At 67.5% G+C, this 13,850-nt stretch carries 15 protein-coding genes; 9 read left to right on the plus strand and 6 right to left on the minus strand.

Annotated features, from left to right (window positions below; all coding sequences use genetic code 11):
• Window positions 1–194, plus strand: a 194-nt coding sequence (locus JWQ81_RS10525; RefSeq protein ID WP_297540100.1) for a TetR/AcrR family transcriptional regulator C-terminal ligand-binding domain-containing protein, incomplete at its 5' end; no start/stop codon positions are given.
• A gap of 184 nt (window positions 195–378) precedes the next feature.
• Window positions 379–1,581: a cytochrome P450 gene (locus JWQ81_RS10530; protein ID WP_297540102.1), complete on the plus strand. Its 1,203-nt coding sequence runs from the start codon at window positions 379–381 to the stop codon at window positions 1,579–1,581.
• Between the two features lie 392 nt (window positions 1,582–1,973).
• Here the strand turns inward: JWQ81_RS10530 and JWQ81_RS10535 are convergent, their stop codons facing one another.
• From JWQ81_RS10535 to JWQ81_RS10560, 6 genes are all read right to left on the minus strand, one after another.
• Window positions 1,974–3,161, minus strand: coding sequence for a cytochrome P450 (locus JWQ81_RS10535; RefSeq protein ID WP_297540104.1), 1,188 nt, complete (start codon window positions 3,159–3,161; stop codon window positions 1,974–1,976).
• On the minus strand, window positions 3,161–4,330 hold the full coding sequence (locus tag JWQ81_RS10540; protein WP_297540106.1) for an FAD-dependent oxidoreductase: 1,170 nt from the start codon (window positions 4,328–4,330) through the stop codon (window positions 3,161–3,163). Before JWQ81_RS10540 ends, JWQ81_RS10535 begins: the two co-directional genes overlap by 1 nt.
• Window positions 4,327–4,536, minus strand: coding sequence for a ferredoxin (locus JWQ81_RS10545; protein ID WP_297540108.1), 210 nt, complete (start codon window positions 4,534–4,536; stop codon window positions 4,327–4,329). The genes JWQ81_RS10540 and JWQ81_RS10545 overlap by 4 nt, the downstream gene beginning before the upstream one ends.
• Window positions 4,537–4,755: 219 nt before the next feature.
• Window positions 4,756–5,106, minus strand: coding sequence for an antibiotic biosynthesis monooxygenase (locus JWQ81_RS10550; protein ID WP_297540110.1), 351 nt, complete (start codon window positions 5,104–5,106; stop codon window positions 4,756–4,758).
• Window positions 5,107–5,196: 90 nt separating this feature from the next.
• On the minus strand, window positions 5,197–5,547 hold the full coding sequence (locus JWQ81_RS10555; protein ID WP_297540112.1) for a hypothetical protein: 351 nt from the start codon (window positions 5,545–5,547) through the stop codon (window positions 5,197–5,199).
• A 212-nt stretch (window positions 5,548–5,759) separates the two neighbouring features.
• Window positions 5,760–6,548 (minus strand): IclR family transcriptional regulator, encoded by a 789-nt coding sequence (locus JWQ81_RS10560; protein WP_297540114.1) that lies wholly within the window; start codon window positions 6,546–6,548, stop codon window positions 5,760–5,762.
• An 86-nt stretch (window positions 6,549–6,634) separates the two neighbouring features.
• On the opposite strand from JWQ81_RS10560, the gene JWQ81_RS10565 reads away from it, so the two are divergent.
• Genes JWQ81_RS10565 through JWQ81_RS10595 form a run of 7 tightly spaced genes read left to right on the plus strand, consistent with a single transcriptional unit; the run spans window position 6,635 to window position 13,760 of the window.
• Window positions 6,635–8,245: an FAD-dependent monooxygenase gene (locus JWQ81_RS10565; protein WP_297540116.1), complete on the plus strand. Its 1,611-nt coding sequence runs from the start codon at window positions 6,635–6,637 to the stop codon at window positions 8,243–8,245.
• The gene (locus JWQ81_RS10570) at window positions 8,238–9,167 is read left to right on the plus strand and encodes a VOC family protein (RefSeq protein WP_297540118.1); all 930 of its coding nucleotides are present in this window, start codon (window positions 8,238–8,240) and stop codon (window positions 9,165–9,167) included. The genes JWQ81_RS10565 and JWQ81_RS10570 overlap by 8 nt, the downstream gene beginning before the upstream one ends.
• A 3-nt stretch (window positions 9,168–9,170) precedes the next feature.
• Window positions 9,171–10,016 (plus strand): fumarylacetoacetate hydrolase family protein, encoded by an 846-nt coding sequence (locus JWQ81_RS10575; protein WP_297540120.1) that lies wholly within the window; start codon window positions 9,171–9,173, stop codon window positions 10,014–10,016.
• A complete protein-coding gene (locus JWQ81_RS10580; RefSeq protein WP_297540122.1) occupies window positions 10,013–10,972 on the plus strand; it encodes a TAXI family TRAP transporter solute-binding subunit in 960 nt (319 codons plus the stop codon). The genes JWQ81_RS10575 and JWQ81_RS10580 overlap by 4 nt, the downstream gene beginning before the upstream one ends.
• A 23-nt stretch (window positions 10,973–10,995) precedes the next feature.
• Complete coding sequence (locus JWQ81_RS10585; protein ID WP_297540124.1) at window positions 10,996–11,988, plus strand: hypothetical protein; 993 nt, start codon at window positions 10,996–10,998, stop codon at window positions 11,986–11,988.
• The gene (locus JWQ81_RS10590) at window positions 11,985–13,085 is read left to right on the plus strand and encodes an alcohol dehydrogenase catalytic domain-containing protein (protein WP_297540126.1); all 1,101 of its coding nucleotides are present in this window, start codon (window positions 11,985–11,987) and stop codon (window positions 13,083–13,085) included. The genes JWQ81_RS10585 and JWQ81_RS10590 overlap by 4 nt, the downstream gene beginning before the upstream one ends.
• A gap of 27 nt (window positions 13,086–13,112) precedes the next feature.
• Entirely contained in the window at window positions 13,113–13,760 is a 648-nt protein-coding gene (locus JWQ81_RS10595; RefSeq protein ID WP_297540127.1) for an MBL fold metallo-hydrolase, read from the plus strand.
• Window positions 13,761–13,850: the final 90 nt, after the last annotated feature.

Below are 13,850 nucleotides of genomic sequence, written 5' to 3' on the forward strand. Positions count from 1 at the left end.
TCGACGCGCTGACCGAACTGCTGCGCGACGCCGCCAAACGCGGCGAAGTGTCGTCGAAGCGTCTGACACCGGTGGTCCTCGAGGTGTTGCACGCACTGGTCATCAAACGTCTGCTCTTGGACTCGCACGACCTGACCACTAAGGACATCACCGAGATCGTCGACCAGGTACTCCTCCCTCTCGTCGTCGGATGAGGTGATTCCGGAGCCCGGCCACAGCGCCGGGCGCGGATCGGAACGATCCGGGACCACTGGAAGCGAGTATCCCCAGCGCCGTGATCGGGCACGCGCTGCGGGCCGCAATGCCGACCCAGCGGCGATGTCCTGAATAGTGAATCATCGGTCGCATATTGTAGGTCCCAGGTGTCATCATCCTGTTATGGAAGACAGCGTCAAAGCCGATCATGTCGCACCGTTCGATCCCCTGAGCTTGGCTGACCATCACGCTGCCGAGCGCCGACTCGCCGAGGTCAGGGGGCGGTGCCCAGTCTCCCAACCCCACCCGCGTATGCACTTCGTCGCCGCACACCAAGACGTCGAGCGGATCCTCCTTGACACCACGACGTTCTCGGCGCGCAGCAATTTCCGGCTCGATCCCGTCAACGGCGCGGAAGGCGCTCGGCCCAGTGGTTCGTTGCCGACCCTCGATCCCCCGGATCACGCCAACGTCCGGCGCCGGTTACGCGAGTGGTTCGCTCCGCGGACGCTGCGCCTGCTGGAGCCGCGGGTCCGCGAACTCGCCGCGGCAGCGGTGCTCGAGCTGCCCGTCGGTGTCGACTTCGACCTGGTACCGACGAGCAAGCGCATGGCCACCCGGGTCGTCTATGCGCTCATCGGAGCACCCCAGGAGGACTGGGTCCAGTTGCAGGCATGGAGCGACGTCCTCCACAAGTATCTACCTGCTCCGTTGCAGGGCACGCCCGAGTACATCGCCATGATGAACCGGTTGGGCGAGGTTCTTGAGGAATACCGAGCAGGTCTGCGGGCGGCCGACGACACCGTGGTGTCCGGACTGGCCGCAGCGGTCGAGGCCGGGGACCTGGCCCCGGCTGACGCCCTCACGCATATCTGGCAACTGATCCAAGCCGGGACCGAAACCACGATCAGTCTGATCACCAACCTGGTGCACGCGCTGTTGTCCCGGCACCGGCAATGGCAGTTGCTGCTTGATCGACCCGAGCTCGTCGGAGCCGCGATCGAGGAATCCCTGCGCCGGGACGCGCCGCTGCAGTACGTGATGCGGACCCCACATCACGCAACCGACGTGAGCGGATGCCCGGTCGAGTATGACGAACAGGTGGTCGTCGGTTTGCAGTCGGCCAACTGGGACGAGTCCGTCTGGGGCCCGGACGCGTTGGAATTCGACATCGAGCGCGATCACCCGACCGGTCACGTCGCGTTCGGCAAGGGGCCGCACGCCTGTCTGGGAGCTCCGCTCGCCAGAATCGAGGCGCAGGCTTTCATCCGCGAGCTGCTGAGCCGCCGGTCCGAGATTCGGCTCGCCACCGGCTACGTCCACGAACTTGCCAATGAGCTTATGGTGCGCAGGCCGGAGAGGCTGCTGTTGCACATTCCGGGCTGATCTGCCTGCTCGGGCACGGGAAGACGGTGCTTGCTTCGGGCAGTGGATCCGAACGGCGGTCGGTGGCAAAAGCTGTCGTGGCACTTCGTGCGCGAGAGCGATATGCGGTACGTGTCGCCGACCGGTCGTCGGCGGACAGTCGTCTTGTGGCGACCTGTCCGGCAAAGATCGGCGGTCCATGGTGGACAGTGAGATTGCGGTCGACGCGCTAACCGCGGTTCGCGACCGACGACGCGCCTTGCGCGACAGCCACAGCCGTCACCGGTTCGCAACTCTGGTCCGCGAACAGCGTCAGGGAGATCCGTTCGGCCGCGGCCGCTTCGGTGAACTCCCGGACGACGAGACAGGGCCGGACGACGGTGTCATAGCCGCGCTTTCCGCTGAATCCCGGCTCAGTCGGTGAACACCGTGACCGGGAGAGATTCCAGGCCACGCAGAACGTTGTTGAAATGGCGGACCGGTGCATCCGCCTCGATCCGGGTGACGTTGTCCAACAGCGCGTTGAGGATCGCCTCACCCTCGATGCGAGCCAGCGCCTGGCCGGCGCAGCCGTGTAGGCCGTAGCCGAAGGCCAGGTGTCCGATGTTGTCGCGGGTGACGTCGAACCGTTCGGGGTCGGGCCACCGGCGTTCGTCGCGGTTGGCGGATCCGAACAGGACAGCCAGCTTCGTGCCCGCCGGCAGCGTGACATCCTCCTCGACGGTCCAGTCGGTCCGGACCGTTCGTCCGAAGGCCTGGACGGGCGATTCGTAGCGGAGTACCTCGCGAAACGCCGGTGGTACCAATGAGCGGTCGGTCCGCAGCAACTCCCACTGATCGGGATGTTCGGCCATCAGCCAGACGGCGTGGCCGAGCGCGTGCACCGTGGTGTCCATCCCGGCCGTGACGTACGCCATCACCAACCAGGGCGCGGCCTGCGCGGGAATCGCGCCGGCGTCGGCGGCCTCGTACACTGCCCTGCCCATGCTGCCCTCGGCCAGATTCTCCCTGGTTACGCTCACCCGCATGTAGTCGGCCAATTCCGCCCTCCTCGGAAGCGACGCCCTCGTGCGCTCGTTGTCAGGGCCGAAGCAGTTGAAGTTGGCGTCGACCATGCGTAGCAGATCTTCCCGACCGTCCTCGGGCAGGCCGATCAGGTCACCGACTATCTCGACCGGGAACCTGCGCGCGAGGTCGGTCACCGCGTCGAAGGAGCCCTGCTCGACCAAGCGGCCGACAATGTCCTTGGCCCGTCGGCTGATCGCGGGCTCCTGCTCGCGCAGTGCCCGACGGGCCAGTTTGGCCGCGAGGGTGTTGCGCATGGCGTCGTGCAGCGGCGGGTCCGACCGTAGAATGGAGAAGTCGCTCATATATTCGTTGAAGTCATTGTTGAACGCGATGTCGGCGGACGAGAACGACTCCCAGTCCGCGAGTACGTCACGCGCCTGCTGGTAGCGCGGTACCGCGTACACGCCGAACCGGTCAAGATGGACGACCGGTCCTGCGTCGCGGAGTTGCTGGAACACGGGGTAGGGCGCGGCCATGACGTCTTCGGAGAAGATGTCCACATCGGACCGTGGAGTAGTGGCGATCGACTGCATCAACGTGTCCTTTGGTGAGCTGGAAGTTGCTGAGCGAGCTTTGTGAGCTTCGGTGCGGAGATCGGGACGTTCACCGAAACCGCGGTGCCGAAGTCGTTGTCCGGCCCGTCGGCCGGCCAGACGAGCAGGGCGCGTCGTTCGGCGAGCGATCCGTCGATGATCATGGGGTCGCCGACCGGAGGCAAGTGGCCGGCCATCCGGATCTTCAACCCGAATACCTCGGTCCAGAAGAACGGTGGGGTGCTGCCCACCAGGTCGTGCGATTCGCGACCGAGCAGGGTGGCTGCGGCGATCTTGGCCTGGGAAAGGGCATTCCACCAGTGCGGACTGCGCATCGCTCGGCCGTTGCGCCCACGTATGGACGCCACGTCGCCCGCGGCGACGATGTCCGGCGCGACCCGGCACGCACTGTCGATCACCACCCCGCCGTCGAGTTCGATACCGGTCCCGTGCAACCACTCGGTGTTGGGCACATCGCCGGCCGCCGTGACGACGAGGTCGGCTTCGGCCAGCACAGAGCCGTCCATCGCCAGTAGCCGACCCGGGTTGTCGATCCGGACCCCGGCAGGCGCGACCTTCACCCGCACGCCGTGCTCGGCGGCCGCAGTCAGCACGAGGTCGGCGAGCATCGGACCGAGCCTGGTGACCAGCGGGGGAACCTGGTCGACAACGGTGACGGCCTTGCCGAGGCCGGCCGCCGCCGAGGCGATCTCCAAGCCGAGGAAGCCCGCACCGGCTAGCGCGACGTCACGAGCGGAGGCCAGCTGCCCGCGCAGCGCGACGGCGTCGTCCAGGCCGCGCAGCGTGTTCTGGCCACTGTCGACGGCGTTGCCCGGTCGACGGGCGCGGGCGCCGGTCGCGATGACCAGACCGTCGTAGCGCAGGCGTTCGCCATCGGCGAGTTCGACCACGTTGTTCGCGCGGTCCAGGCCGACCGCGGTGACGCCGGTGCGCAACTGGATGTCGTCGGGGACCGACAGGAACACGCTGTGCTCGGATTCGGCGCCGACCAGGACGGCCTTCGACAGCGGCGGCCGGGTATACGGTCGATGCGGCTCGTCACCGATCACCGTGATGTCGCCGTCGAAACCGAAACCACGCAGTGCCGCCGCCGCACCGCAACCCGCCTGGGACGCGCCGACGACGACGAGGTGCCCTCGTGTGGTCATCGGTGGACAGTCGTGGTGGACAAGCTCAGCGCCGCCACCGGACAGGCGCCCACTGCCGCGCCAGCGAGCGGTTTCTGGGCTGCCGAGATGGCAGCGACGTCGATGATCGGCTCGTCATCGTCATTGAGGTGGAGAAGTTGCGGCGCCGCCTGCTGGCACATTCCGTAGCCCTCACACCGATTCCGGTCGACCACCAACTGGTTCACCTCTGCGTGCTCCATTGTGACTCCCTCCGACTACTTGCCGACCCATGCCCCGGTCTGATCGCACCCGGCGTTGGCTGATTTCGGCGACATCAATGGTCACCACCAGTTAAGGATCGGGATTCCTGGTTGTCAAATCGGTGGTCCTGTATTTCAGGACGAGCATGAACTGTCGCGAATTTCAAGTCCCCGCGTGACGGCTATCGCGGCGCAGAGGAACGACTACCGACCCTGTGCGCGGTGGATTGAAGCGACGCGCACGAGAGTCGGGTCCCAACTGTCGGCGAGGGCCGCTGCCTCGGCGATGTGTGCACGGACGTCGGCCCGCTGCAGCGCTTCGGTGAAGTGCTTTTCACTTGCCCACTGCGCATAGTTGATCACGCGGGCTCCGTCGAGACTGGCGTGCATGTTCGCGGAGATGAAGCCGGGCACGGTCACGAAGATGGTGACGCTGGCGTCGTCCAGGGCGGCGACCAACTTGGCTTGCCGCTGCGGATCGACGTTGAATACATTGATCAGTGTCACCTGGTCCGTGCCGGCGGTGAGGGTGATCGTGGTTATGGGGGTGGTCATCGTGTGATTCCTCCGGGTATGGGTTCGTACTGCGAGTGGATTCGAGACTTTCTGACGAATACGGGATGTGGAACATGGTCAGAACGACACTCAGGACGGCCGCCTCGGTGCCGTGGCAGCGTGTGGTTTGACGACCACGAGCCCGGCGAGGCCGGTGTTGTTCTCCAGCAGCCGGTGGACTTCGGCGGCCGGCGCGAGCGGGAAGCGCGCGGCGATCGGGGTGTGCAGCAGCCCCTGTTCCAGCAGTGACAGGACGCCGAGGGCGTCGCGATGTCGTGCGCCCCGGATCCCGACGACGGTCAGCTCAAGGAGGGTCAGATCGTGCGCGGTGAGGGGAATCGGGCCGGCCGGGTGCTGTTCCCCGGCGGCGGGACAGATCCCGCCGCCCAGTCGTACACGAGCGAGTCTGGCTCGCCGTGTTCGTAGATACGTGCAGCCCACGTTGTCTGAGGAAGATTCACGACGCGCTCCGAAGTTGTCACGGCCGACGCGGCTCCGGAGCGCACCGCCCGGCTGCTGGCAGCCATCCGCCGACTCGTGCCCGGCCAGTGAGTACCGGCATTGGCTGATTCGGCGATATCAAACGGCCAGTACTAGTTAAGGAGCGCAATTCCTGGTTGTCAAACCAGTGGTCCTGTAATACAGGACGAGCATCAATTGCCGCGAATTTCAAGCTCCCGGGTGATGGTTGTCGCGGCGTCGCGGACGGCGTTCTCCACGTTCGGCAATTCCGCGCGGGGGATTCGGGCGGCCAGAGCGGCGATGCTGATCGCGGCGCAGACGCTGCCGGTGCTGTCCCGGATCGGTGCGGCCACGCCCAGAATGTGCTCGTCCAACTCGCCCTGGGAGAGGGCGACACCGCGCTTGCGGATGCGGGCGAAGCGGGCGCGCAGCTTGTCGGGCTCGGTGAGGGTGCGGGCGGTGAACCGCTCCAGCGGCGCCTGTTCGAGCACTGCGGTGACTTCGTGGGGATCGGCCCAGGCCAGCAGCACCTCGGCCGCGGCGCCCGCGTTGATCGGCAGGATGTGGCCGCGGTCGTAGGACAGCCGGACCGCGTGTCGCGCCTCGACCAGATCCAGGCACACCACCGACCGGCCCGACCGGCGGGTGAGCAGCACCGTCTCGTTGATCCGGGCGGCCAATGACCGCATCACCGGCAGCGAGACCTCGGACAGGCCGAGTCCGGCCCTGGCCGATCGGGCCAACTCGAAGATGCGCGGCCCCAGCCGGAATCCCCCGGTGGTCTCCTCGACGAAGCCGGTTGTGACCAGACTCTGCAGATAGCGGTAGCCGGTGGAGCGGGCGACGCCGAGCCGCGCGGCGATCTCGGCGCCGGTCCACACCGGTTTGTCGGTGGAGTAGAGCAGCAGGATGTCCAGCGCCCGATCGGCGGTGGAGTTGCGTTCGCGGTAGGTGCTGGTGTTGCGGCTTCGTCCAGGCATGTCCACTAGCATAAGCGATTTTCGGTGGTCCTGTTTGTCAGGACGTTACTGACGAGAAACAGGAATGCGTGCCTAGGCTGGCAACCATGACGCTCAGCGGCACCTTCGACGTGGTGGTCTGCGGTGCCGGCCCGGTCGGCCTGACCGCCGCCGCCCTGCTGGCCGCCCGAGGCGTCACGGTCGCGGTACTCGAGCAACATTCGAGCACCAGTGACGAACCGAAGGCGATCAGCATCGACGACGAAGCGCTGCGCGGATTCCAGCAGGCCGGGATCGTCGATCGGGTGCTGCCGGTGGTGATGCCCGGCACCGGCACACGCTACTACGACCGCCACGGACAGGAGCTGTTCCACGCCCGTGGTCCTGAATCGCTCCGGCTCGGGTACCCGTTCAAGAACCCGTTCGCCCAGCCCGATCTGGAACGTGTCCTCGTCCGAGCGCTGGCCGAGACGCCGACCGTGCGGCTCTCGTTCGACACCCGCGTTGTCGGCTTCGACCAACGACCCGATCACGTCGATGTCCATGCCGTCACCCCGGACGGGGAGATCACCATCGAGGCCGCGTACGTGCTCGGCTGCGATGGCGGCCGGTCGGCCACCCGGCTGTTGCAGGGCGTCGCCATGACCGGGCGCAGCTACGACGATGTCTGGCTGGTCGTCGACACCCTCGACGACGCGCACACCGAGCGGTTCGCCATGCACCACGGCGACCCCGACCGTCCACATGTGATCGTGCCCGGACGGGACGGTCGGTGTCGCTACGAGTTCCGCCTGTTCGCCGGCGAGGGCGCTCCGCAGGAACAGCCGCCGTTCTCACTCATCGAGAAGCTGGTGTCCCGCTATCGGACGATCACCCCGGCCCAGGTCGAACGCGCGGTGAACTACAGCTTCAACGCCGTCGTCGCCGACGAGTGGATGATCGGCCGATCGTTCCTGCTCGGCGACGCCGCGCACATGATGCCGCCGTTCGCCGGGCAGGGGCTGAACTCGGGAATACGGGATGCGATCAACCTGACCTGGAAAATCGCCGACGTGCTGGCCGGCAGGCTGGCTCCGACCGTGTTGTCCAGTTATCAGCGCGAGCGACTACCGCACGCATTGGCCACGGTGCACATGTCCGAGCGGCTGGGCCGATGGGTCATGACGACCAAGCCCGGCCTGGCCCGAGTCCGCGACGCGGCCGTGACCCATGCGCTGGCCACCCCGGCCGGCCGGGCCTACCTCGAGGAGATGCGATATCGGCCGCCACAGCGCTATACCGACGGACTCGTCATCCCGGAAAGTCGCGGGCCGACCGGTGTCTTCATTGGGCAGCCAGTGGTCTTCGATACCGTCGATCACCACTTCCGCCGGCTGGACGAGGTGCTGGGGCCGGGCTGGGCACTGGTGGGCGTGGAACTCGGCGACCTCTCGTGGGCAGGGACCGAACCCGTCACGGCGGCGCTGGCCGCGACCACCGTCGAGATCGGACAGAACGAGCATCTGCCGCGCACGGCACATCGCCTCGTGCTCGACGTCGACGGTGGGCTGGCCCGCGAGTTCGCGGCATATCGCGGATCCTTCGTGCTGCTGCGGCCGGACCACGTCGTCGCCGCGTCCTGGCGTTCGGCGGACAGCGCCGAGTTCGCCGGCCGCGTGCTGGCCTGGGCCCCTCGGACAACGACCACCTCATCGGAAGGGGTACTCACCCATGGATAAACCACAACGGGTCGTGCTGCGCGAGCGCGACGCGGTCGGCACCCTGACCCGGACCGCCGTCTCGCACATCGGCTTGTCAGTGCCCGACCTGGCGTCGGCCGCGCAGTTCTATCGGCGTGTGCTCGGCATGGTCGTGCACAGCGAGCTTCCCGATGGCGGCCTGCGGCTGGGCTGGGGCAGCGGGCACCACGCGATCGACCTGGTCGAGGGCGAGCAGGGACTGCGGCACTACGCGTTCGAGGTCCGCGACGGCAACGGCGTCGACGGGATTGCCGAGCGGCTCGCGGCCGCCGGCTACCCGGTCGGCGAACTCGACGCGGGCCCGCTCGACGCCGCGGTCGGCACGGCGCGGGGCATCACCACGATCGATCCGCACGGCACCGAGGTCCATTTCCACACCACCGTGCAGCGCGACGGCGAGACAGCCGCGGACACCGGTCGGCGGCCGATCAAGTACCAGCACATCACCCTGGCCACCGACGACGTCGAGACCATGGTCGACTTCTTCGTCGGCGTCGTGGGTTTCCGAATCTCCGACCACCTTGACGACGGCCGGTTCGCCTGGCTGCGCAGCAACCGCGATCACCACACCCTCGCGGTGGTCGACGTCGGTCGCGGCGGCGACCTCGACCACTACTCCTATGACCTGGCCGAGTGGGCGGACTTCAAGGCCTGGTGCGACCGGTTGACCGACGAGGACGTCGACGTCACGTGGGGACCGGGTCGGCACGGTCCCGGCAACAACCTGTTCGTGTTCTTCGACGATCCGGCCGGCAACCACGTCGAACTGTCGGCCGAGATGGAGAAGTTCCACGACGACCGGGTCACCTACGCGCCGCGTCGGTGGAAGCCCATCCCCAACACGGTGAACCTGTGGGGCGGCCAGCTCGCGTCCTGGCGCCGCACCAGCGAAGGGAAGTGAGCGGTGCGCTACGCGACCTACGAACACCATGGCCGGCACCAGGTCGGCGAGGTGCGGGGCACGACGCTCATTCCCTTGTCCGGGATTGCTGAACTCGGCCCGGTGACTACGCCGGAGGTGCTGTCGACAGCACCCCGCGACGAAGCCGGGGCCGTACCGGTCGAGAGGGTGCGGTTGTTGCCGGTGGTGCCCCGGCCGTCGAAGATCTTCTGCGTCGGGCTCAACTACCGCGACCACGTCACCGAGACCAAACGAGACACCCCCGACTACCCGGTGCTGTTCGGAAAGTTCGCCACCAGCCTCATCGGCCCCCAGGACGACATCGTCCTGCCGCCGGAATCCACCCAGGTGGACTACGAGGGCGAACTCGTCGTGGTGATCGGCCGTCCCGGCCGTCGGATCGCCGAGTCCGACGCCGTCGACCACGTCCTGGGCTACGCGGTGGCCAACGACGTCACCATGCGCGACTATCAATACAAAACGCACCAGTGGATGCAGGGTAAGGCCTGGGACGCCAGCACTCCGGTCGGCCCGTACCTGGTCCCACCCGAGCACGTCGACATCGACAACGCCGGCATCCGCACGGTGCTCAATGGCGAGAAGATGCAGGAATCCGACGTGTCCCAACTGATGTTCACCATCCCCAAGCTGATCGCGACCCTCTCCACGTTCACCGCGCTGGCACCCGGCGACCTGATTCTGACCGGGACACCGGGCGGAGTCGGCTTCCGCCGTGACCCGCAGGTGTTCCTGCGTGACGGTGACGAGATCACGGTCGAGGTCGACGGCGTCGGCACCATCCGCAACACCGTGCGCGCCACCACGACAATCGAAGGCGGTGCCCGATGACCGACCGTCCACAAGAGCCCAAGATCGACCGCGGCTTCACCCTGCACCTGCGCGGCGACTGGGGCACTGCCAACCTGCACCGAGTCTGCGGCTGGGTCGCCCAGGAACTGGCCGACCGGTCCGGGCCGGACACCCGGATCGCGACCTGGAACAGCCGCGGTTTCGTCGACGCCGTCCGCGCGGTCGGGCACGGTGAGGTCGACATCGCGTTGACCACCCCCGCCGCGTTCGCCATCACCGCCCTGGACGGGCGCGGCGTCTACGCCGAGGAGAAGTTTCCGCAGCTGCGCGCGCTCGGCGTCATTCCGCAACGCGACCGGCTGGTGCTGGCCGTCCACCGTTGCCACAACGTCACCACCTTCGCCGAGTTGCGCGAGAAGGCTCCGCCGCTGCGGCTGGCCACCTCCATCAACGACGGCATCAACCACGTCGGACTGGCCGCGCACGCGATTCTGGACCGTGCCGGGATCGATCTGCTCGCGTGGGGCGGACGCTTCCTCGAGGACGAGCGGCCCTTCGAATCGCTCGGCCACGCCTTGGCCGGACGAGCGGACGCGATCATCCACGAGGCCGTGATGCTGCCGCACTGGCAGCAACTCGCCCCTGACTACCATTTCCTGCCGGTCGAGGACGACGTGCTGGCCGGGCTCGAAGCCGACTACGGTTGGCCCGCCGCGACCGTCGCCGACGACTACTTCCCTGGCGCCGACAGCTTCCGGACACTCGACTTCTCGGACTTCCTCATGATCACCACCACCGACCTCGACGAGGACATCGCCTACGCGGTGGCGTGGGTACTCGGCGAGACCCGGCAGCTCCTGGAGAACCAGTACCGGCACCTGGCGCCCGAGCGCAGCCCGGTCACCTACCCGCTGGATCCCGTGACGATGGGCCGGGCACCGATCCCCTTGCACCCGGGGGCTGCCCGCTACTACCAGGCACTCCCTACCAGTTGATCCGCCAAGACAAGGAGTTCGCCATGGAGGTCGTCGAGGACGTCCTGGTTATCGGATCGGAGCTGCCGTTGCGCAGCGTCGCGCGCGACGAGCACCTGCTGCTGACGCCGCCGTATCCGCCGAAGGTGCCGGGCAGGTCGTGGCGCGAGTATCCCCCGCTGAGCGTGGTGCACTACCCACAGGAGTACATCCACCAGCCGTTCGCCCCGCCGCGGGGTGTCTACGAGAACGACGAGATCCGCGTCGAGTGGCAGATCATGAAGGGCCGGCAGCCCTTCTACCACCGCAACTGCGACGTGGACGAGATCTCCTACCAGATCGCGGGCGAGCGCACGCTGATGACCGAACTGGGCGTGATCGAGCACCGGCCGGGTGAGTTCTCCCGCATCCCACGCGGCGTCGCGCACGACAACTACGGGCGCGAAGAGAGCCACCTGTTGTTCTATCTGCCGGCGCCGGTCAGCGAGCTGGCACCGGCGGATCGGGTCTCCGTCCCGGTTTTCCCACCCTTTCCCGGCTGGCAGCCCGGTGAAGTGAACGAGGCCGTCACCCAGTGCATGGGCACCCCCGGCCATGACCTCGGGGTGTTCGGTGTGGACGAACAGCAACTGCTTCAGCAGGTGCACCATGAGGACCGCCGTATGACGGTGCTGCGGGCCGACCCGGACCGCGCCACCACGTCGTTATACGGCACCGAGCGCATCCGCATCGGCTTCGTCAACACCACCCCGGGTGGTGCTCGCCGCTACCGCAGGCGGCTTGACGCCGACGAGATCCAGTACCAGGTCAGCGGTCGGCGCACGCTGGTCAGCCAGCGTGGGCTGGTCGACCTGGAACCCGGCGACTTCGTCCGGGTGCCACTCGGCGTCGCCCACACCAGCGTCACGACCGAGCCCGGCCACTACCTCAGCCTGCTCTCGCACCGCGAACTCCCCCAAGTGGCCGAAACCACCCGCGAGTCGGAAGCCTATGCGCCCGAACGACTCCAGGCTCTCAATGCGGAGGCCCATCAATGACCACCATGCTCGCCGTCCGAGCTGATGCCGGCGCCAGTGCGCTGACGTTGGAGAAGATCCCCGTCCCGGCACCCGGACCCCTCGACGTGGTGGTCAAGGTCGCCTCGGCGGGTCTGGTCCCAGGCCTGATCCGGCTGCTGGAGTTGGGCCGGTTCAAGCGGCTGCCCACCACCCTCGGGCACGAGGCCGCCGGCACTATCGCCGCCGTCGGCAGGGACGTCACCGACGTCGCGGTCGGGGACCGGGTTCGGGTGCACCCGAACCTGAACTGCCGGAACTGCGACTACTGCCGCACCGACCGCGACATGATGTGCGCCCAGCAGTCCATCCTCGGCCACGCCGTGTTCAGCGACGTCGTGCCACCGCTCTACGAGCAGTACCACGACGGCGGCCTGGCCGAATACGTCCGCGTGCCACACTGGCTGATCGACCGACTGCCCGACACCGTCGGCTTCGACGTCGCGGCCAAGGCGCACGACCTGGCCAATGCGCTGCGCGCGCTCAAATTGGCGGACCTGCCCATGGGCGCCACCGTGATCGTCACCGCCGCGACCGGGACCATGGGCACCGCGACCGTCAAACTCGCCGCGCACTTCGGCATCGCCAACCTCATCCTCGTCGGCCGTGACGGCGACCGCGTCCGCGCGGTCGTGCCACTGGCCGGCGGCATCCCGGCCACCACCGTCGCGTTCGACGATCTGGCCGAGGACTGGGCGAGTACCGGTGGGCTCACCCGGCGGTTGCGCGAACTGGCTCCCGATGGCGCGCACGCCGTCATCGACTACATCCCCGGTGGGGCGGCCACCGCGCAGGCCATGGCCGCGTTGGCCACCGGTGGTGCTTTGGTCCACATGGGATCCAACGCGACCCCGCTGTCGCTGCCGCCGGCCGCGATGATGGTCAACTGCTGGCGTTTCGTCGGTACCCGAGCCTGCACCCGCAACGACGCCCGGGAGATCCTGCGCATGCTGGCGAACGGCACGCTGACCGCGGACGAACTGATCACCCATCGGTTCCCGCTCAAGGACGCCCTGCAGGCCGTCGATGCCATGCAGCGCCGCACCGAACCGATGTGGATGACGGTAGTCAACCCCTGACCCGACACCGAAGGGCCACCGAGCACCATGCGCCTCACCCATTTCGGCCACGCCTGCGTGCTGGTCGAGATCCCCCAGCAGGACACCGCGACGCGGATCCTGATCGACCCGGGAACCTATTCCACCGATTTCGAGGAACTCCGGGACCTCGATCTGATCCTGATCACCCACGCCCACCCCGACCACCTCGACGCCGACCGTCTGCGTGCCTTGGCAGAACGCAACCCGGACGCGACGATCGTGCACAGCCCCGGCGCCGCGACCGTCCTCGCCGGACTGGCCACCACGGTCGCCGTTCCGGGCGACAAGCTCACGATCAGCGGTGTCGAGATCACCGTGACCGGCAGCGGCGAACACGCCCGCATCCACCCCGACCTACCCGGCTCCGACAACAATGGGTACCTGATCGACGGACTCGTTCTGCATCCCGGCGACGCCCTCGACCCGCCCGGCACCGACGTCGACGTGCTGCTGGTTCCGGCCGCCGGCCCGTGGCTGAAGCTCGGCGAGACCATCGACTACGTGCGCGCCCTGGCGCCGCGCGTCGTCGTCCCCATCCACCAGGCCGGCCTTGCCGCCGTGCATCAGGAGTTGCACCATCAGTTGCTGCGTAAGCTGGCACCGGACGGCACGGAGGTCATCGTCGCCGAACACGCCACGCCGCACACCGTCTGAATCCGACACGAGGAGACCTGCGTGCCGCACCCGAGGCAGTTGGTAACCAAAGCCAGCCGAGCGCTGGCGGCGGCCGGACTCGGCGACATG

The organism is Amycolatopsis sp. (assembly GCF_025464955.1).
Classification (GTDB): Bacteria; Actinomycetota; Actinomycetes; order Mycobacteriales; family Pseudonocardiaceae; genus Amycolatopsis.